We start from the raw sequence: 21,162 nt of genomic DNA, 5'->3' as shown, positions 1-21,162 counted from the left end.
TGTTTTATGATGTTTGCCCTAACCATAACAATTTTATTTTGAGCTGACTATATTAAGATTTAGAGATTGCTTTGGCATACTTATTGCCGTATCTATAGTCAGTGATAGTTGTATGCGCGCTATATCGGTTTTTTAACCGTTTATCAAAAAGGTATGGAAAACACCTCTTTTATCGAATAGATGTAATAAGTTATTTAATAAACATAAGTTTATTAAAACAACCTTCTATCCTATGATAACTACCGTTCATCGAAAAGTTTAACAAGCTGCATAAATATAGCTAAAATTATGGCATTCATTAGCAATAAATCAGTAAGAAATGTATTACCTACGCCACAGATATCGAATAAATAATTATATTAAAGGTGACAAAATGCGTCAGTCTCATAAATTTTTAGCAACTCTCGATAATTCTTTCTATAGTAGGTACTTGCAACAAATGTTGGTTATGGTAGGGGTATTACTGTTTTTTATGTTTAGTAGGCAGGCTTTGGCTAATCCTTTTGCTACGCCTGATAACTTCGATGCTGCTAGCTGCCCTATAGGTCATAAAAAATATACTATCGCAAATACTGCTAGTACAGCTCCAAGTTTATCATCTTGGGTAAATGGAGAACGGTCACGTACCTTTATCTTTAATGAAAGCTCAGGTAATAAAACATTTACTATCAATTTCCCACTTTTAATAGATGCAAATAATAGGGATGGTACAGTGCCGTTTTATGGCTCTAATAATGGCGTTAGTTCTAATGCTATTAATTTAGTGCATAACTCCACACAAGTTCAGACCGATCATACGTTAGACGTTAGTATCAATCGGCCAGTTAGTAAGGTAGGCTATAAGATACAAGATTTAGATTCGACTACGGTTCGCGTAAGAGTTGGAGGAATTTTTTTTCCACGTTATGAAGACAGAGCTCCATATATTGAACAGGTTGACGTTTCAGCTAATAATGGTCGCTTAACTTTTAATAGCATTTTTCACAATATCAACCCGCAGCGAAATATTGTAACTGCTAAAGAGGGCGAGAACTGTAGTACTGGTCAGTGTACTATAGATGCTACTTGGGGCTATCAGATTGCAAATAAGGCTTTGAATTTGGCACATAGTAATGAAAAACGCGAAACTAGTGGCGTTCATGCAACTGGTTATTCTGACTTTTATTTCTGCCTTGCACCACCGAAGATTATCGTGAACAAACTATTGGATGGTAGCCGCGTAGACGGTGATGATCAGTTCCGTATCGAACTGCGGCGCACGGATAATAATGACTTTGTAGAAGCTTTTACAACGACTGGATCTAATGATGTAGTCACTGACAACACAACCACAGTCACTACCCTGACCGAAGGAGTTAACTATACGGTCTCTGAGCAAATCATCAATGGTAATCTACTTGACTACCAAACCACTTATACCTGTTCAAACGCAACCACTGGCACTGATGTAGTCTTTAGTAGTGGTGAGATGCCAGTGAATGCTGATGGTACGCGGCGCACGTTTGCGATAAATAATGTAAGCTACGGTGATGAAATCACTTGTAACGTTACTAACACACCGTCTCAGTATACATTCTCAGGCATCGTCTTCAACGATAACGGCGGGTTAAGCGGTAGCCCTAAAAACGATCTTACCAACAGCTTTATTAATACATATAAATACTTTAATGGCGTGTTTGATAATGGTGAATCGGGTATTGATGGCAGTGCTCTTAATAATTTGAAAGTGAAACTAACAGATTGTAATAGCACAGACATAACCGGTACAACGCATCAAAATGTGTCGGATACTGGGAGTTACAGCTTTACGGTACCTGCCAGTGCGGTAGCAGGTAAGAGCCAGATTTGCTTGATTCAGGAAGAGCCAGATCCTTGGAGTTACAGCGTTGATACAACGCCTAATAGGCTAGAAGTGCCCATTAACAACTCTGTGTATCTCTATGAAGATAACAACTTTGGCGAGGTAATTGCAGAGCAAACTGCGTTAGTACTGAAAAAATATCAATACGTACATCAGTGTGATACTAACCTCAATTACAACAACATTCTCGATAAAGACTCACCTCTAAATGGATTTAGCATCAATGCCCCTAGACAAGATGAAAAAGTCGATCCTGGTCAGTGTATCGCCTACAAGATCGAAGCTTATAATCATGGTCATATAACCTTAACTGATATACGTATTACTGACATTTTACAAAAAACACCTGTTGAATCAGTCTTTCATTTACCAAACTCTTCAGGAATCGCTGCAAGTTTACGCACGACTAAGGACCTAAATAGTGGTCTAGTGAATATAGGTGACAATGGCGTGATTATCACCGAGCCATTCAAATTAACCAATACTGCTACTACCACGATACCGTCAAAAGCAACTTTATATTTCAATACTAAATATGGTAATTAAGTGGCATGATTTTTGCTTATTTATTAGTGGCATAACACTAAAACAAGGTATAAAAGGATAGATAATACCAATGATGGTAATGACGACTGTAAGGCAACTGGCGAGGTTTACATTAACAGTTGTATTTTGATAATACCCTTACCATAGGGAGGTTAAATAGTACCGCTCATCGTTTTTATAATGAATGTTTGTAAAGGCTTTGTAATAATACCTTTGAGAACATTTTCTCGTTCCTATCAGCGTAGCTACTCATTATAGTGATTTATAGCGTATTTACTTAATCAAGTCATACTATGAGCTGTAAAGTAAAGGTTGCATTGATAGTCGTGATTTTAGAAAGGAATACCCAATGAAAGGTTTCAATTATTTACGTAGTATCTTAATCGCTGGTGTGGTATCGACTGCCGCACTGAGCGCAGCCTATGCAGAAGACGCGCTATCTATGGAGCTGACTGCCAATAAAGTAGCGAAAGATGCCGAAGGCAAAACAGTTTACTTGCCTGTCAGAAATGCCGCTGCAGGTACTGTCGTTCAGTATAAGGCCACTTATACCAACACAATTAACAAAGACATCAGCGACTTGGCAGTGACGCTACCTGTCCCAGCCAATATGACCTTCACTGGTGAGGCTTATCCAGCCAGTGCCCAAGCTAGCACCGATGGCAAAAACTATGCTGACATGCCCTTGATGCGCAAAGTCAATGGCAAGCTAGTCAAAATCCCACTGTCTGAATATCGTGCATTACGCTGGAACATTAAGCTATTACCAGCAAAAAAATCTGCTGATGTCTCGCTCAATACTATTGTCAATTAATTATTACCAATCAAATCTCCTTTTAAATGAATAAATAATCATTTTGTTTATTCGCTATTTAGAACTTTCACTTTAACCTGCAATACTTTGCTTTAACCTTTTAGGATTCTTTATGAAACCAAATTTATTCAACCATACTTTGCTTGCTGTCGGCGTTGCTGCTGCGCTGGGCATCTCGACTAGCGCTATGGCTGCAAGCCCAAGCGCAGATGGATATGAAAATGCTGACGTGTTTGCCGTTAGTAACGTTGCAACAGCAAAATATAAAGTAACTGGAAACAATACTGAACAAGAAGCTAAATCTAATACCGTTACTGTCAACGTCACTGAAAGTGCGTGGTTTTCTCTTATCGCCACATCTAACGACGCCACACAAAATGATGACCTTAACGAAAACCGTGACATTTTACCCACAGAGAATGCAGTTCCAAATGAGTTTACTCACAAACTAGAAAACACAGGTAACGTAAAAGACACTTATACGATTACGTTAGATAACGTAGATGAGGGTGTAAAAGGTTTCGACTATAATATCACTGAAGCAGATATTATTACCTATCAAGTAAAAAATGCTGCAGGAGCTGATATAGGTAGCCCTGTCAAGATAAGCAGTGGCGACACGATCACGCTTGAAGCCGGTCAATATGCTGACATTACCATTAATGCAAAAGCTAATGGCGAACGTTATATTGGTCAAAACGGTGCCCTTACTGTTACAGCAGACAGTACTTATCTAGATGGTGCAGAGCAACCGTCTACTGCTCTAAACACTGACAATGCCATTGTCAAAACACCTACTTATGCTATTACGAAATCTGCAACTACTAATCTTGGTGACAAAAACCTAGACTTTAAAAATGAAAATGCTTGGGCAGACTACACCATCACAGTTAAAAATGATGGTACCGCTAAAGGCACGGATGTCACTATTGTTGACGCACTGCCTGCAGGCTTAATCGCGATATTACCTAGTGAAGCTAACTATGTAGCTCCTAAAGTTAATGGAACTGCCTCAACTGGTATTGTTTCAACTGACGGCAAAACCATCACAGTGGAAGGGCAAGATATCGAGATTGGTGCCACTACCACCATTACTTTCCGTGCCAAAGCAGATGCTAGCTTAACTCAAGATGAGGCAGGAGCATGGAAAGATACTAGCAACTTTGTTAACTTTGCTGTTGTTACAGACGATGTAGATGGTGATGGCACGATCGATATTACTGATAGCTCTGGCGATGACACTGATCCAAATACAACAGAAAACACATTCGAAGATCCGAATAATCCTGATAAACATGGTAAAGATGACAACACTAATGCCACAGTTAGCCCTTCAGCCCAGAAACGTGACATCACTATTTCTGAAGGTACAAACAAAGAAGTAGCTCTGAAAAGTGAAGGAAATATCTATGACTATGTTATCACCAACAAAGGCACTGATATCACAGAAGCTGATGCTCCTGATGAGGTTTACTTCACCGTTGCACCAGAGACTGATAACCCTGCGGTTACCATTGATCGCGTCTTTGTAGATGTTAATGGTGATGGTGTTTATGACGCTGGTGATACTTTATTAAAAGCAGATGACACTACTGGTAACTATGATCTAAATGATGCAGTTAAAGGTGGTTTAGCACCTGATGAGTCTGTAAATATTAAAGTAGAAGTTAGTACCAAGGGTACAAGCATTACTGATGGCAAGGATGATATTAATAAAACTGAAAAAATGATTATTGCCATTTTACCGCAAACAACAGTAAATGGAACACCTGCTCCAACGACTATTCCTACCAACTCTACTACAACTATGCGCGGTGTTAGTTTATCAAAATATCAAGCGGTTGCTGAATGTGGTACGGCAGTAACTGCTATTGCAGATGGTGATTGGAAAAAGGCTGAAACAAAAGGTGCTCCTGGTCAATGCATATTTTATAAGTTAGAAGCAACCAACACCTTTAGTGCTGATAGTGGTGTAAACGTAACAGGTTTAATTTTATCGGATGATTTAAATACTAATGTTACTTACCAAGACAATGTTGCTGCTGCTCCTTCACAAGGATCAAATACTTCCGAGACGACTGCTTCTAAAGTTATAGGAAAATTTACAACCTTAGCACCTCAGAGTGTCGCAACCGTTAAGTTCTCTGCAAAGATTACTCAAGAGGGTAATGCAACGACAACACCATAAGTTAATAGTTTAATTGATATCACTTTACTTTCAACGTCTATAAGTATCCATCGGTACTTATAGACGCCTTCAAGCTTTATTTATAATCGCTTGATGGATAGCTGCACCCTTTTTGCATTTTTGTTTTATTGGATAAGTAACATATATGACTACTCGTATACAGACAGCGCTTACACACACATCATCGCGTACCGCCAAGGTATCTGCGTTGACATTAGCGATGTTGCTTATGCAATCGAATACTGCACAAGCAGCCTCTCAATCAGTGCTACAGCTGATTGATAACGTTGCAAATGCCAGCTACACCGTCAATGACCAATCAGACGTTACTCTACAGTCTGACTCTAATAAAGTTCGTGTCAAAGCATCTGCACTACCCGAATATGGTATCGAACTGACTCAGCCTGCCACTCAAACGGTAGAGCCTAGTACCACCGTAAACTGGATCAATGTCCTAAAAAACACCAGTTATAGCGATCAGACTGTCGATTTGACTTTGACCGTGCCTGACACATTGTCCAATATCAAAATCTATCAAGACCTAAATAATAACGGCATCGTCGATGGTGATGATCAGCAGCTGTTACTTGATAACTTAAGTACCCAAATCAAGCTAGGACAGAGTGAGAGCATTCAGCTCATTGTCCAAGCACTGTCTGACGCCAACGCTCAGGACGGTAATACTGCCGAGATTCAGCTTGGTGCTGTGGTCACCGAGGATCCATCACTAAAAGAAGTCATAGCCACTGACAGCTTGGTCATTGTCAAACCAGATATCGGTTTCAAAAACGAAGCTTTCGATAGTGAGCCAACCTCTTCACAAATTGGCAAAAACGTCTATCTCGAAACCAGCTTTGCACAATGCAACCTGCAAAGCGATGAGAAAGACCAAGTATGGGTCACCATCAAGTCAGCCAATCCACCAGTTGGAACTGGTGACACTTATTCACTAAAAGCTATCGAAACCGGTGTGAACACGGGTAAATATCGCTTAGACGCCCCTACGCAAAATAATGCAAATGCAATTAACGATGCCATTATTCAGACACTAGAAGGCGACACGCTGACGGCTACCCTAGACGCCTGTATTGCCCCCTCTGTCGGATTGGATGAGCAACCTAGCGCGTCTGATCTCAATAAAATTGACCGAGATCTCAGCACAACCATCGTCATAAACGATACCTCCCCTACGCTACAGGTCACCAAAGAAGGTGATGTGAAAACTGCTGAGCTAGGCGACTATGTCAACTATACGATTAATATCAAGAATGATGGCAAATCTACTGCCTATAATGTTGAGTTAAAAGACGCGATGCCACGTGGCTTTGACTATGTGGCTGGTAGCTTGCGTGTTGATAACGCTAAAACAGACGACTTCACAGTAGAAGGCAAGTATCAAATCTTAGGTTTGGGTGATCTGGCAGTTAATGAAAGCAAAACAGTCACCTATCGTGTCTTGATTGGCTCTTCTGCCTTAGGTGGCGACGGTATTAACCGCGCCATCGCACAGGGTCGCGACTCTGAAACTGGTGGATCAGTACTGACTTCAATAGAGGCACAGTGGCCTATCGAGGTCAGCCGCGGTGTCATGAATACGGACGGCATCATCATCGGTAAGGTCTATCATGATATCAACCGCGATGGCATCCAGCAAAAAGAAGATGGCGAGCTTGGCGTGGCAGGCGTACGTATCTATATGGAAAACGGCAACTTTATCGTTACCGACCCTGAAGGTAAGTATAACTTCTACGGCGTTAGCGCCAAAACGCACGTGTTAAAAGTCGATCGCACCACTATTCCAAACGCTACAGAACTAGTGATTCAAAGCAACCGTAATACTGGCGATGCCGGTAGCCGTTTCGTCGATTTGAAATATGGTGAGCTGCACCGTGCCGATTTCGGTATCGTCGGCGGTATGGGTGATAGCACTGAGCGTCTAAACGAAGAGCTCATCGCTCGTAGTAAGTCTATCAGCGCTAAAAATAACGCGCTTGAGCAAGCGATTAAGAGCAAGCTAGATCTAGAGCCTATCTACGATCGCGATTACGATGATAATGTCGATGCCAGCGGCTGTAAGTCTAACGATGCGCTAGATCAAGGTATCCAATGTGATTCAGCTATCGTCAATGAGATGGTTAGTCCAGCTAAAGAACGTATGGACCTAAAAGTCAATACTATCACTCAACCGAAAGAAAAAGTTCTCGAAGAGTTTCTAAAAGAAGTTGCTAATAACGATGTTGCCTTTATTAATCTAAGCGAAGGCCAGCAGCTCAACAGCTATAAGCAAATGGTACAAGTACAAGCGCCACTAGGTAGCAGCTTTACCCTTTATGCCAATGGCAAAGCCGTATCAGAGCAGCAAATCGGTAAAACCGCCGAGCAAGAAAAGCAAAAAGTAACCGCTTTTGACTATTACGCGGTTGATTTGAAGCGCGGCAGCAACACCTTGCGCGGCGTGGCAACTGACGTCAATGGCAAAGTCATCTCTGAGCAGACGATCAACGTCTTGACGCCCGATAGCTTGCAAGCGATTGACTATCGTACTCAAGATAGCTTAGTCCCAGCCGATGGCATGAGTGAATATCAAATCGTCATCAGCCTAAAGGATCGTGATGGTCGTCCTTATGTCGCTTCTACGCCGATTACTATCGATACCAATATCGGCAGTATCAACCTAAAAGACAGTAGTAAAGAAGCGGCAGGCACCCAGATTACCGTCAATGGTGGTGAGCTACTGATACCCGTCACCGCGCCAAGCGTACCGGGTAAAGGCGAGCTGGTCATCGATACCGGTAGCAGAAAACAAGTGATTCCGCTACAGTTTACCGCGCAGCTACGTCCGCTGATCGCGGTCGGTATTGTCGAAGGTGCGATCTCGCTCAAAGACTTTGATGGCGGTCAAATCACTGACGCTCAAGGTGCTTTTGAAGAAGAGCTGCATGAGATATCAGGTAATGACGATTATGCCGCTTCAGGCCGCGCCGCTATGTTCCTAAAAGGCAAAGTCCGCGGTGATTATCTATTAACGCTCGCTTATGACAGCGATAAAAAAGGCGAGCGACTTTTCCGTGATATCGAGCCTGGTGAGTACTATCCGGTCTACGGCGACTCTTCAGCCAAAGGTTTTGACGCGCAGTCAACCAGCAAGCTCTATGTGCGCGTTGATAAAGGCCGCTCGTTCGCCATGTACGGCGATCTAAAAACTCAAATCGATAATGATGAAGGCATCAAGCTTGGTCAATACAACCGTACTTTGACGGGCCTGAAAGCCCAGTATGAAGATGATAATACGCGTGTGACTGCCTTTGCCGCTGAGACCAGCACGTCACAGCGCGTTAATGAAACTCGCGGTTTAGGTATCTCAGGTCCCTACCCATTAGCTGAAGACTTCGATGCCGTGTTAGAGAACTCGGAAACTATCGAAGTGATCACTCGCGACCGTAATAATCCTGGCTTAATCGTCAACCGTGAGACCCTCACGCGTTTTGCGGATTATGAGATTGACCCAATCAGCCGCAGCTTATTTTTGAATTCGCCTATCGCTAGCCAAGACTTAGCGGGTAATCCTATCTATTTACGCGTCACGGTAGAAGTCGACGAAGGTGGTGACGATTATTTGGTTGGCGGCGTAGCCGTTAAGCATCAGCTCACGGATAAAGTCGCTATCGGCGGCAGCTATGTCAACAGTGATGATCCGCTTAATAAAGAACAGCTTGCTAGTGTTAATACCGTTATCAAGATGAATGACAAGCTAAAGCTGGTCGCTGAATATGCAATGAATAAGGCTGACAATCCAAACTTCCAGCCTAGCAATCAGATCAATGCTGAAGAACTAGATATTCAAGACGCTGACGGCGATGCGCTACGCGTAGAGCTGGATTATGATGACAAGAAAAACACTCGCGCCAAAGCGTATTATAATGATACAGACGAAGGCTTTGTCACTGGTGCTTCTACGCAGACTGCTGGTCGTCAAGAGTCTGGCTTTGAGGTCGCGCATCTCATCAATGACAAAAAGACCGCGCTTAAACTAGAAGGCGTGCGCACTAAAGACCATACTACCGAAGCGAGCCGTCAAGGAGTGCTCGCCAGTATCGAGCAGCGCCTGAGCGCTAATGTCGTCGGCGAGATTGGTGTCCGTTACTATAAACAAGACGCGACAGCCGCCTCGCGCAATATTCAAGACGCGACCGATACCATTGACCCGTCTGACGATACCCTGTTCGATGATGATATCGTTAACCAATCCGCACTTAGCAGTGTCAATAATGCTGATAAAGATATTGAAGGTACGACAGCGCGCGCCCGTATTACCGCGCGTCTACCGAAGCTTAATAACTCGCTAGTATTTGCAGAATATGAGCAAGATATCGATAACAGCGAGCGCAATGCTACTTCTATCGGTGGTGAGACGCCGCTTGGTAATTTGGGCCGTTTATATGCTCGTCATGATCTAATCAATAGCCTATCTGGCAGCTACGGCCTTGATGATACCGAAGAGCGTCAACGCACCGTCATCGGGCTTGACGCCAACTACATGAAAGATGGTAAGGTCTATAGCGAATACCGTATGCGCGATGCGATCAGTGCTCGTGAAGCTGAAGCGGCTATTGGCCTCAAAAACAAATGGTATATTCAGCAAGGACTGACTGTAAACACCTTATTTGAGCGTGTTGAGTCTTTAGAAGGCGAAGAGAACAATACAGCGACTGCAGCTGGTGTTGGAGTTGAATATTTAGCACAAGAGAACTACAAGGCCTCAGGTCGCTTAGAGAAACGTTGGGGCGAGACTAGCGATACGCTACTCGGTAGCGCTGGTATTGCTTACCGCTACACTGATGAGATAACTTTGCTTGCTAAAGACATCTACTCACAAGTAGATTATGATGATGGTGATCGTACTATCAATCGTTTCCAGTTAGGCGCAGCTTATCGTGACTATGATAGTAATCAGCTCGATATGCTCGCCAAACTTGAATATCGTTTAGACGATAATAATATTAGCAACGATACGTATCAAAAAGATGCGATTATCTGGTCATGGAATGGTAACTATCACCCAACTCGCCCGCTTACCTTGTCTGGTCGTTATGCCGGTAAATATACTAAATTTAGTGCTGATGGCATCAGTAGCGATAACACTGCCCATGCTCTATATGGTCGAGGTCTATACGACTTAACTGAGCGCTGGGATATTGGCCTACAGGCCGGCACTTACTGGAATGAGCAAGCCGATGACATGTCCTACATACTTGGCGCAGAAGTTGGCTATAGCCCAATGACTAACCTTTGGTTGTCGCTTGGCTATAACTTTATGGGCTTTGTGGATGAAGACATTGCTTATGATGATAGTACTCAAGAAGGGGCTTATTTTAGACTGCGCTTTAAGTTTGATGAGGATCTATTCAAGCGTGAAGATCCACGTAAGAACAAACGTCTAAATAGCGCATCTGCTCAAGTTAATGACGCTACCTTTTAAACTGATTATCTAGCAAATACGGATTGATGGTGGTGTCATAACAGTTATCTGATGATGTACTAGAACATCAACGGTAAGTGTCGCCTCGATAATGGTAAATACTCGTCCTCATTACCTTCATATAAGGTTTGTATCATGTCTAACGCTGTCATTAAAACCATTGCGTGTAAAGATTCAGTGCGCTCTACGCTTACAGCACTGTTACTACTGAGCATAGTGCCGCTCGCTTTGGCGCAGGATAATATCGCTGTAAATACCGCTCAACTTAGTCAGGTGAGCAGCGATGTAGATTGCCGCGCTGACATCGACACTCAGCCCTCTTCTTATAGATACCAAAGCAGACAGCAGCGTGTGCTCAATTGTATGGTAAAGCAATTACAGCCTTATCAGCAACGGGATAAAACAGCACGTCAGCAATATTTTGCTTATAAAGCACAAGCATGGCTCAACTACGCGATCCATCAGGACAGTATGAATAGCCGATCGCCTGCTGGCCTATTAGCGGCAGAAATGGCAGAGTCGATATGGCAAGCCCTAAAGCACGATACAATACAAAACATAGGGTTACAGCAAGATATCCCAACCACCTCTGCTCTCATGCGACCTGACCTATGGGCAACGCTCAGTGCGCTCAAAGACACGAATGGTATAGAGTCAGCCCCACGTGAAATAGCATTTAGTGAAGTGGCGTTAATTTGGGCTGCCACCAACCAATGCGAGCGAGGTTGGCGCGAGTCAGGTATGCATTTTCGTATGGCTGATCGCTGGCTTGAGCAAGCACGTGAAGCCTATATTAATGCCCATGATGCGCAGACCAATGGGGCTTTAGAACAATCTATCGTCAACTACTACAACCAGTATGCATCTCTAGACGCCAGTGACGATGTCTGCCGCGGACAAGTATTAACACCCAGACCCTAAACGATCAATCATAACCGGCGCTCACAGAGCTTTAGCCAACATTAGAACCAAAAAAAAGCCGACAAATATGTCGGCTTTTTTTGGTTTTCAAAAATACATTAACGGTTTTTGCGCGGTAATTTCTCTGGCAGATAACAACGTAAATACGCGATAAATGCAGTATTTGCTTCTTGAATATAGTCATCCGTAATGGTCTGGTAGCGACGATAAGACAAGGTAAATATCGCATTAACGATGCTATAAGCGATCAGTAATGTGTTTTGGATATCTTCAAAGTTTGGCATCTCATAACGCTCTGATAAACGCTTATATACCAAATCAACGATTTGATGATCCATGTCTTCACCGAACTCATCCCCTTCAAAATCAGGCGTATTGGTGTCGTAGATAAGCTTGGCTTTGGTCTCATCATTGTGAAATATCATTACGCACTGATCGATAAGCGCGGTTAGATACCCTTGCCATCTGTCGTAATTGCCGATATCAACGGTTTCTACCATCTCTAATATCTCGATAGCATTCAAAAAACGCAACGCTAGAAATATTGCCTCAATATTAGGGAAGAAGTGATAAGCAGAAGCTCTTGGTATGCCTGCTTCTTCACACACAGCTGCTAGAGTAATATCATTAATAGCTTGTGTTTCACTCAATTTCTTGGCACCAGCCAAAAGTTTTTGACGACGTGCGCGACCCTGTTGGCTAGTAAATTTAAACTTGTTGGGTACAAGCTTTTTTGCCAACTCCGAATCTACTAACACATCTTCAATTTTTTCGTCTTTGTTATCACTCATTGTAAATCTCTTAATGTTACGTCCTATTTCATAAATACAATCTTCATTGAGTAGCATTCGTCCTAAATCACTGGAGAATCAACGAGTGGCTCAAATGTAGAGCCAACGTTATCGCTACTATATTCAACGAGGGTGCATCATAAATGCTTATACACTATGAAGCAAGGGACGTGAATGGGTTAAAAGTTAATATATCGATTAACACTCTATTAGCCTTAACTGTCTAATTTTATGAGGTTAATCATTAAGCCTAATTTTCGCTCTTATGATACCATGATCTGTTACTCTATCTACATAATCCCACTTAAGATGATCATTGAAATAATCAACTCTTTCGACCTGACCGAGCGAAAACTTACTATCAGGTAAAAATTCTTCTGAAACAAATAATTGATCAATCACTTCTGGCATACCTTGGTGAATATGTGTGTATGCCATGTCTTTCATCCAACCATAACGAGCCTGGATACGGGCAGCGTCAAAAAGTGCCACATCACGCATACTCTTATCATAGTTGACCTCCCCCGTTTCCGTCATCAATTGCGTGGTCACGCTACTGGTAACATCATTCATATCACCTAATAATATCAACGGCTCACGTGTATGATGCAAACGCTCCACAATGGACATACGTATCGATGCAGCCTCTGCTGCACGCATACACAGACTCCGCAGTTTGGCACGTATACGAATATTCGGATCGTCCATGTCTTCTAATAGATTGCCATTGTCATCACGCAAAAAGAACGCACGCTTGCTTTTTAGATGAGCCGTTACAACCGTGATAGGTTGACCATATGCGTCAACACGCACGATTAATGGAGGTCGATTAAAGCGTGTATGCAGCCCAAAATCTGGAATGTCAATCACAGCTTTTGGTGCAATCTCTTCTAGTAATGTTGTCTCTAGTGATTCAAAACGACTGATAATACCAACCGCTGGTGTATTTTGGGCACCTTGCCCTTTTGTATATGGACTGGCACTGTCATTACTGGCAAGTGGAATAATGACTTGTTCTGGTTTGAACCCTAATGAGACAGCCAAAGCCTCTAAGGCATCAGCGTCCCATACCTCTTGGACAGCCAAAATATCAGCATGTGCTTTGGTCAATAAATCTGTCAATCCCAGTAATTTATGCTCATAAGCCTTATTATCATAAGCTGGGGCATTGTCATAATAAATTCGATTAGGATTAGCGAAATTCAATAAATTAGCCGTCGCAATATAAAACTGCTTTTTACCCTCAGGATGATTCATAAGTCCCCTGTCATTATTATTTTTCTTATATTCGCATATATAGATTCACAGCAAATTTTATGCCAAAAAAAACTTCCAAAGTTTGACCTTGGAAGCTTTGAGTCAATATATACTGCTGATAAAGGTCATTAGCAGTATATATTGTATAACAACTTCGTTCTTAACAATAAAATGTGTAGCGTTTAATTGGCCTTATGATACACGGTGCCATGCATCACGTGATGCCAATCTTGCCTCATCCCATGCCAAACGTGAATCGCCTTTTACTTCATGCCATGAACGTTCTAAGTCTGCTTCGTGATCTTCAAAACGGGCATCCGCTGGATATCGAGCGCGGTTTGCATAACCCACAGCATACGCTGGGTGTAGATCGCGATCAAACTCGTAGCCTTCTTTGTAGTAATCAGCATTGGCATACTCTGCACGCCAGTATGCTTCCTCATGGGTTGGATCAATGGCTTCAGCTGCTGCATGACCTGCGCCGCCACCAACGACTGCACCGATTGCACCACCAATGAGCGTACCTAGTGGACCTGCCATGGTACCAATGGCTGCGCCTGCTGCTGCTCCACCAACACCGCCAATACCCGTACCTACTGGATGTGAGCCTGGCTCACCAGTAATCATATCAGCATTTAAATCTTCTTTTGTCTCTTTTGACATGTGTTTTACTTCACTGCGATCAATAGCGTCATGGTTATTCATAATATTATCCCTAATTGATTTATTACATTATTATTTTGTTTGGGCGTGTTGAACATTCGACTATGGCACTGACAGCGACTATTTTTTAAACGATTCGATGTTAAAAATAATAAGTTTAGTCATTCTAAACGCTTATTTTTAACGATGAAGCGGCAAAAAAGAGTCCTGTCCCTGCTTTTATCGTTGAGTCTGATGCTAAAATTGCCCCATACTGCGTTACAAATCTCGCTAAGGCATCTGCATTATCGTCGCTTTGTGCCTTGTCTGGAACAATTTTAGCGATCAGCAATGCCTATTTGCGAATGTTCAACACGCCCTAATACCTAGCAGCTTTGCTAGAGTCAACTGAAGTATAGGAATTTATGGGTAGAGACAGATAGGCTTATTATGTAAACTCTGTTCATATTGCGATTGTCTTAGGTTACAGCCTGTATCTTTATCACGTTTGTGTACAGTGAACTCATATTTTGAGTAATTATAAACCTATGACAACGATAAAACTTCTATAAAAATCAAAGCTATACTTGCATTAGTAATCTGGCAACAGCACGTTGCCATTTATCAAGATGTTGCTCACGAACCTCAGTCGACATACTTGGCTCAAAGGTGCGATCTACTTGCCATGAGGCCTTCATCGTTGATTCATCATACAGTCCAGTTTTTAAACCGGCGAGCAATGCCGCTCCTTTGGCAGTGATTTCTGTGTCTCTTGGACGTAGTACGGGTACATCTAATAAGTCTGCCTGAAACTGCATCAGCAAGTCATTGTTTGCAGCACCGCCATCTACTCTGAGCTCAGTCAATGGATGAGGACTGTCTTTTTGCATGGCAATGAGTACATCATAAGTCTGATAAGCAACTGCCTCCAACGCTGCACGTGCGATATGAGCCTTGGTAGTGCCACGGCTCATCCCTGTGATACTAGCACTGATATCAGAGCGCCAGTAAGGCGCGCCCAGTCCAGTGAAGGCAGGCAGTAACACCACCTCCTCGCTACTGTCTACTTGACGGGCCAGATCTTCGACGTCACTGCTTTGCTGAATCATCCCCAAATTGTCACGCAGCCACTGGACGATAGCCCCTGCCATAAAAACACTGCCCTCCAACGCATAAGTAACTTCTTTTTTGGGTGGCTGTAGTATTCGCTTGCCTGATTGCACGATTTGGTCAAACGATAAATTGTCTGGACGAGCTGGCGCTATTTTGCGTTGCCATGCGATAGTGGTTAGTAGTTTGTGCTCACTTAGTTTTGGCTGTTGACCGATATTCATTAGCATAAAGCAGCCTGTACCGTAGGTGTTTTTGGCCATGCCAGCATCCAGACACCCTTGTCCAAAAAGTGCGGCTTGTTGATCGCCAAGTACGGCTTGGATGGGTATTTGCTTTGCAAACAAACCTTTTTTGGTTTTGCCAAAATCACCGTCAGAGGGCAGTACTTTGGGCAATATATTGATTGGAATGGCAAATCTGTCACAAAGCGCCTCTGACCATGCCAGCTTATGAATATCGAACAGCAATGTGCGAGAGGCATTGGTCACATCGATGACATGCTCACCGCCTGTTAGTTTGTAAATCAACCAGCTGTCAATGGTCCCAACGGCTATCTCGCCTTTGCTGGCGCGCACGCTAAGCTTGGGATGATTTTCTAGTAGCCAAGTGATTTTACTGGCACTAAAATATGGGTCCAACCGCAGGCCTGTGATGCGCTGAACCTCATCGGCCATATTGGCGCTATCAGCACCCTGATGAACGCTATCATCCATACTATTGGTAGCGCTTTCAGCCGCGAGAGTCTTGCAGTAATTTGCCATTCGTCTATCTTGCCAAATAATGGCAGGCGCTAATGGTTTACCTGTTTTTTTGTCCCATATCACGATAGACTCACGCTGATTGGTAATTGCGATACTAGTGACGTCGGTGGCCAGCAAGCCTGCCTGATTGATGACATCATGCGCACAGCTGATCTGAGTCTGCCAGATTTGCTGTGCATCTTGTTCGACAAAGCCTGCTCTTGGCGTTTGAAGCGTCGTTGGCTGCTGTACTATTTTGATGGGACGCGCATGATCATCGTACAATATCGCACGGCTCGATGTTGTGCCTTGATCCAGCGCCAAAATATATCCTGACATTATGCGTCACCTCTATTAATATTGTTTGTTCTATTCGATGAGAAAATCACCACTCACCATTTTGTGCGATTTATCATTCGCTATTTATTTTATCAACGACTCATAAAACATATTCATAAAAAATTTAAAAAAGAAACTCAAAAGTATGGCCTACTGATATTTAAGACCAGTTGTTCGCTATGGTATTACTTATAAACAACTATTTAAAAAATACTCAAAGCCACTATCATACCGCCAGCGTTGATACAATAGACAATAGAAAAATACTGAGCATTGACCCGTCACTTTTGTGGCTCTACAGTGTACGCCTTATCTCTATATTAACTTTTTTAACGCGCTTCTCTTAAAAGCGCCGTTATATTTAACGACAAATACTTTATTTCAGCATCATTTATTCACTTACTCGCAAATCGTTTATAATAGTGTCGCCACGCTATATCCTAAGCAATGAGATTTATTGATGTTGTTTGTTATTTTACATACTAATTAATGGCTTATGCGACTTATGAAATTTACTTTATCAGCGCTACCGACTGCTATGATGACAGTGGTACTCATGAGCGGGCCTGTAGTGACTTATGCAAGTACTGACTCAGACAGCATAACATCACTCACTCAGATACCTGATGTGACGGTGACAGAAATTGTAGATGCTGAGAATCAAAATCATAGTGATACCATCGCCTCCGATCAAATGCTCACAGAGAATCCTATCGATAAAATTGCCTTAGATACCTTTATCGACCCAATCACGCATAAAGCCGTTGAGCATAGTTACCCCTTGGCAGTCTCGAGCTCTTTGAGTCTGGAGCAAGCGCAAAATCTTTTGGTGCAAGTCTCCCCAAAGATAGCGGCCAATCAAGCAGCCATCGCTGCCAGCGAATATCAAACTGATGCCCTAAAAACTATCGACAATCCATTAGTATTTGCTCGTGCTTCTGCCAGTGCTTACCACCTAGACGAAGATATCGATCTCTCATCTCTCAAAAATGACATTGCTAACGAAGTAAGCAATAGTGTTGATGACGTTATTCCTCCGATTGCACAACTACCAGATTTACCAAACTTTGGAGAATTGGTCGGTGAGCGAATTCCAGATTCGTATAACCTCAAGCGCTCAGGCTCTACAACAAGCGCAGGACTTGGGGTGGTATGGCCTATCTATACCGCCGGGCGGACGGATGCGCTGACTGGTGTATCAGAAGCACGCACTTTGGAGGCGCTAGCAGACAGCACCCTTGATAAAAATGCGCTTTATAATACGTTAATTGAACGCTACTTTAAGGCCCAGCTGGCGATTATTGCCGCCTACCTGCGTGAAGATGCTTACGACACATTGCAGCAGACCGACCATATGGCAGAGCGTTTGTTTGAAGAAGGCTTTATCTCGCGTGTCGATAGACTAGAAGCACAGTCTGCGCTTGCCGATGCCAAAAGCGAATCTATCAACGCCAACAATGACGCTCGCCTCGCTATGATTGCGCTACAACGATTACTGCGCACCGAATACCGTATCAAACCAACCACCCCTTTGTTTGTCTCTAGCCAGCCGCTCCCAGACGTCAGCTACTTTCAGGATTTGGCTTTGAATAATCACCCAGGATTACAAAAAGTCGCGGCCAAGCGTGCACAAGCTCAGCAGTTGCACGCACTATCGGATACTGGCTATAAACCAACCGTCTTGCTCTACGGCTATGGACAAGTTGAAAAAAACCCAAGCTGGGTCGCTGGTGTGTCTGCCAGCTGGAAACTCTGGGGCGGACTGGACAAAACCGCATCGCTGGCATCAAGCAGCGCTAAAATACGTCAAGCCGATCTCTCTGAAATAGAAGTCAGTGATAACTTGCTATTATTGGTTGAAAAAAACTGGCACGATGTCAATAATGCGCAATCACGCTATCAAGCACTACAAAGTAATGTTGATTTGGCAGCAGAAGTTTTGCGGCTGCGTCGTTTGGGTCTACAAGAAGGCGTGAACACCACTGTCGATGTGGTACAAGCGCAAACACAATCACTCAAAGCACGTACTGAGCAAGCGCAAGCAGCAAACGACTATGTACAGGCATTGGCAGCACTCATGCAAAGCTGCGGTACGCCACTGGCTTTTAATGCGTACCTCAATGCCGCTGATATTCGACTGCCAACCTTATATCCTGAAGAATGATTTTATAATAAGGCTCATACAGTGTCATAGTAAGTACGCTGTTTTTGTTTTGGCTTACAAAACCGCTAAGATCGCTTCGTCAAAGTCTGTTCATCATAGTCTGTATGAATGCTTTAGGTCAGGTTAAAATGTGACGTTTTGATAGTGAGCTGACTGTGCTGACGCGATAAAAACTAACACCCAATCATTCTTATTATCACTCATTGTATTGTGAACCCCTGTTTTATGAAAAAAGTGACCTCCAAATCGATAAATAGTTGGCTACAGACCATATTAAAAACGTGGGGGATCGCCAATACCACCAATGTTTGGGCACATTGTGCAAGCGTTGGTTTTTTTGGTTTTTTGTCCATTTTTCCAGCAATGGCGGTGTTTGTACTGATTTATGGGCTCATCTTTTCGCCTGTCGAGATGCAAGAACATATCTCAATTTTGCGCCCATTTATACCTGATACGGTATATGACGTCCTCAATTCACGCTTGAGCGACTTGGTCTCTAACACCAAGTCCACTTTGACGTTCAGTCTTGTCGTCTCGACCCTACTGGCGCTTTATGCTGGCTCTAAAGGCATTAAGTCTTTGATTGCGCTTATCAATCTGGCTTTTCATATCACTCAAGAGCGCAGCTTTATATCAGGGACGATACGAGCGATCGGATTGACCTTTGGGGCGGTGGTGGTTTTGATTATCGCCGTCTCCTCTATCGCTATTATTCCTGTGGGAGCAGACTACTTCCCCTTCCCTCAAATCGCTGAAACAATTGCCCTTTGGAGCAGATGGCCTGTATTGGCAGGTATTATCTTTTTGAGCTTTTTGAGTCTTTATCGTCTCGCGCCAAATCGTGATGCCGTCGCACTAAAAAAACTGGTGCCAGGAGCCGCGCTTGCGACGATTTTGTGGATTATATTGTCGGTGCTCTTTTCTATCTATGTCCAAAACTTTAATAACTACAGCGCTGAATTTGGGGCACTGTCTGCTGCTGTGGTCATCATGCTTTGGCTGTACTATTCAGCCTTTATCGTCGCGTTTGGTGCGATTTTTAATTCTGAAGCAATCGACAACGCCAAACCTTATGCTGTTCGAGTGTACTGATCATAACTTATTTACTTTTAACTTTGCTGCTTTAGGAACCTCACCGTCATGACTGAACTGCCAAACGAATCAAACGACTCCAATAAATCCGTTGATTCAACCGAGTCAGTGACTCATCAGAACCATACTGATGTCACACCAGAGCAGCCTATACCTGCTTATAGTCGCGGCAACTCCAAAGTAGACAAACCGAATCATACCAAGAAAATCGTACTTGTACTGTTTGTCTTGATCGTTCTAGGGGTTATTGCATACGGATTGTATAAAAGCAATCAGCATAGTGAGCCAGAAGTCATTACGCTTCAGGGGCAAATGCAGATGCAGCAAACCTCTATCGCTGCAAAAGTCCCGGGGCGTATCGCGAAAATCATGGTCACAGAAGGTGATATGGTCACCGTAGGACAACAGCTGATTGAAATGGACTCGCCTGAGATCAATGCAAAAATCAATCAAGCCCGTGCTGGCAAACAAATGGCGCAAAGTCAGCTAGACAAAGCCGAAAATGGCGCACGTCCACAAGAAATCGCGCAAGCAAAAGCGGCATGGCAAGCCAATAAAGCGGCGTCTGACTTGGCAGAAAACACCTATCAGCGTGTCAATCGCCTATACGAAGAAGGATTGATGGCACGGCAAAAACGCGATGAAGCTTATGCTCAATACCTTGCCACTCAAGATCAGACTGAAGCGGCACGTTTGCAGTATGATCTGGCATTAGAAGGCGCACGTAGTGAAGATAAATCTGCAGCGACGGCACAAGTTGCCCAAGTCGATGCTCAGCTAGATGAGGCACTGGCAGCTAAAAAAGAAGCCAACCTGAAAAGCCCTATCGCAGGGATCGTTGACGATGTCATCGTCAGTGCAGGAGAGGTCATCGGTCAAGGCGTTCCTTTGCTCACGCTGGTCGATACCAAAGATCAATGGGTTGTGCTCAATGTTACCGAATCCTATTTGAACCAATTTGCTATTGGTCAAACCTTTACAGGTACTATTCCCGCATTGTCCTCGGCAAGCGCTCCTTATAATAAGCAATTCACCGTTTATGCAACGTCTACGCTATCTGATTTTGCGACTTGGCGACCAACCAACAATGACGATGGCTTCGATGTGCGTACCTTTGAGGTCAAAGCACGACCATCCACGCCAGACAGTCGCATTCGCTCGGGAATGAGTGTGATCGTACATATCAACCCTATCAATCAGACCCAAGAGTAAGCC

The 21,162-nt window shown here is 43.4% G+C and carries 12 protein-coding genes; 8 read left to right on the top strand and 4 right to left on the bottom strand.

Annotated elements, in window-relative coordinates:
• Positions 1 to 373: 373 nt before the first annotated feature.
• The 5 genes from L0G63_RS05335 to L0G63_RS05315 all read left to right on the top strand — a co-directional run bounded on the left by L0G63_RS05335 (position 374) and on the right by L0G63_RS05315 (position 11,809).
• The gene (locus L0G63_RS05335; RefSeq protein ID WP_301449707.1) at positions 374 to 2,407 is read left to right on the top strand and encodes a hypothetical protein; all 2,034 of its coding nucleotides are present in this window, start codon (positions 374 to 376) and stop codon (positions 2,405 to 2,407) included.
• Between the two features lie 349 nt (positions 2,408 to 2,756).
• Complete coding sequence (locus L0G63_RS05330; protein ID WP_301449706.1) at positions 2,757 to 3,221, top strand: hypothetical protein; 465 nt, start codon at positions 2,757 to 2,759, stop codon at positions 3,219 to 3,221.
• A gap of 112 nt (positions 3,222 to 3,333) precedes the next feature.
• Positions 3,334 to 5,409: a hypothetical protein gene (locus L0G63_RS05325; RefSeq protein WP_301449705.1), complete on the top strand. Its 2,076-nt coding sequence runs from the start codon at positions 3,334 to 3,336 to the stop codon at positions 5,407 to 5,409.
• A gap of 145 nt (positions 5,410 to 5,554) precedes the next feature.
• Complete coding sequence (locus L0G63_RS05320) at positions 5,555 to 10,888, top strand: hypothetical protein (RefSeq protein WP_301449704.1); 5,334 nt, start codon at positions 5,555 to 5,557, stop codon at positions 10,886 to 10,888.
• Between the two features lie 135 nt (positions 10,889 to 11,023).
• The gene (locus L0G63_RS05315) at positions 11,024 to 11,809 is read left to right on the top strand and encodes a hypothetical protein (RefSeq protein WP_301449703.1); all 786 of its coding nucleotides are present in this window, start codon (positions 11,024 to 11,026) and stop codon (positions 11,807 to 11,809) included.
• A gap of 98 nt (positions 11,810 to 11,907) precedes the next feature.
• Here L0G63_RS05315 and L0G63_RS05310 read toward each other — a convergent pair whose 3' ends face one another.
• From L0G63_RS05310 to glpK, 4 genes are all read right to left on the bottom strand, one after another.
• The gene (locus tag L0G63_RS05310) at positions 11,908 to 12,600 is read right to left on the bottom strand and encodes a TetR/AcrR family transcriptional regulator (protein ID WP_301449702.1); all 693 of its coding nucleotides are present in this window, start codon (positions 12,598 to 12,600) and stop codon (positions 11,908 to 11,910) included.
• A 237-nt stretch (positions 12,601 to 12,837) separates the two neighbouring features.
• A complete protein-coding gene (locus L0G63_RS05305) occupies positions 12,838 to 13,857 on the bottom strand; it encodes an endonuclease/exonuclease/phosphatase family protein (protein WP_301449701.1) in 1,020 nt (339 codons plus the stop codon).
• Between the two features lie 192 nt (positions 13,858 to 14,049).
• Entirely contained in the window at positions 14,050 to 14,562 is a 513-nt protein-coding gene (locus tag L0G63_RS05300) for a hypothetical protein (protein WP_301449700.1), read from the bottom strand.
• A 518-nt stretch (positions 14,563 to 15,080) separates the two neighbouring features.
• Positions 15,081 to 16,691: a glycerol kinase GlpK gene (gene glpK, locus L0G63_RS05295; RefSeq protein ID WP_301449699.1), complete on the bottom strand. Its 1,611-nt coding sequence runs from the start codon at positions 16,689 to 16,691 to the stop codon at positions 15,081 to 15,083.
• A gap of 505 nt (positions 16,692 to 17,196) precedes the next feature.
• Here glpK and L0G63_RS05290 point away from each other — a divergent pair.
• The 3 genes from L0G63_RS05290 to L0G63_RS05280 all read left to right on the top strand — a co-directional run bounded on the left by L0G63_RS05290 (position 17,197) and on the right by L0G63_RS05280 (position 21,159).
• Positions 17,197 to 18,855, top strand: a complete 1,659-nt coding sequence (locus L0G63_RS05290) for a TolC family protein (protein WP_301449698.1) — start codon at positions 17,197 to 17,199, stop codon at positions 18,853 to 18,855.
• A 225-nt stretch (positions 18,856 to 19,080) separates the two neighbouring features.
• The gene (locus L0G63_RS05285) at positions 19,081 to 19,947 is read left to right on the top strand and encodes a YihY/virulence factor BrkB family protein (RefSeq protein WP_301449697.1); all 867 of its coding nucleotides are present in this window, start codon (positions 19,081 to 19,083) and stop codon (positions 19,945 to 19,947) included.
• A 48-nt stretch (positions 19,948 to 19,995) separates the two neighbouring features.
• The gene (locus tag L0G63_RS05280) at positions 19,996 to 21,159 is read left to right on the top strand and encodes an HlyD family secretion protein (RefSeq protein WP_301449696.1); all 1,164 of its coding nucleotides are present in this window, start codon (positions 19,996 to 19,998) and stop codon (positions 21,157 to 21,159) included.
• Positions 21,160 to 21,162: the final 3 nt, after the last annotated feature.

The organism is Psychrobacter sp., assembly GCF_030454045.1.
Classification (GTDB): domain Bacteria; phylum Pseudomonadota; class Gammaproteobacteria; order Pseudomonadales; family Moraxellaceae; genus Psychrobacter.
The sequence above is the reverse complement of the archived record's forward strand: the minus strand, read 5'-3'. Positions and strand labels throughout refer to the sequence as shown.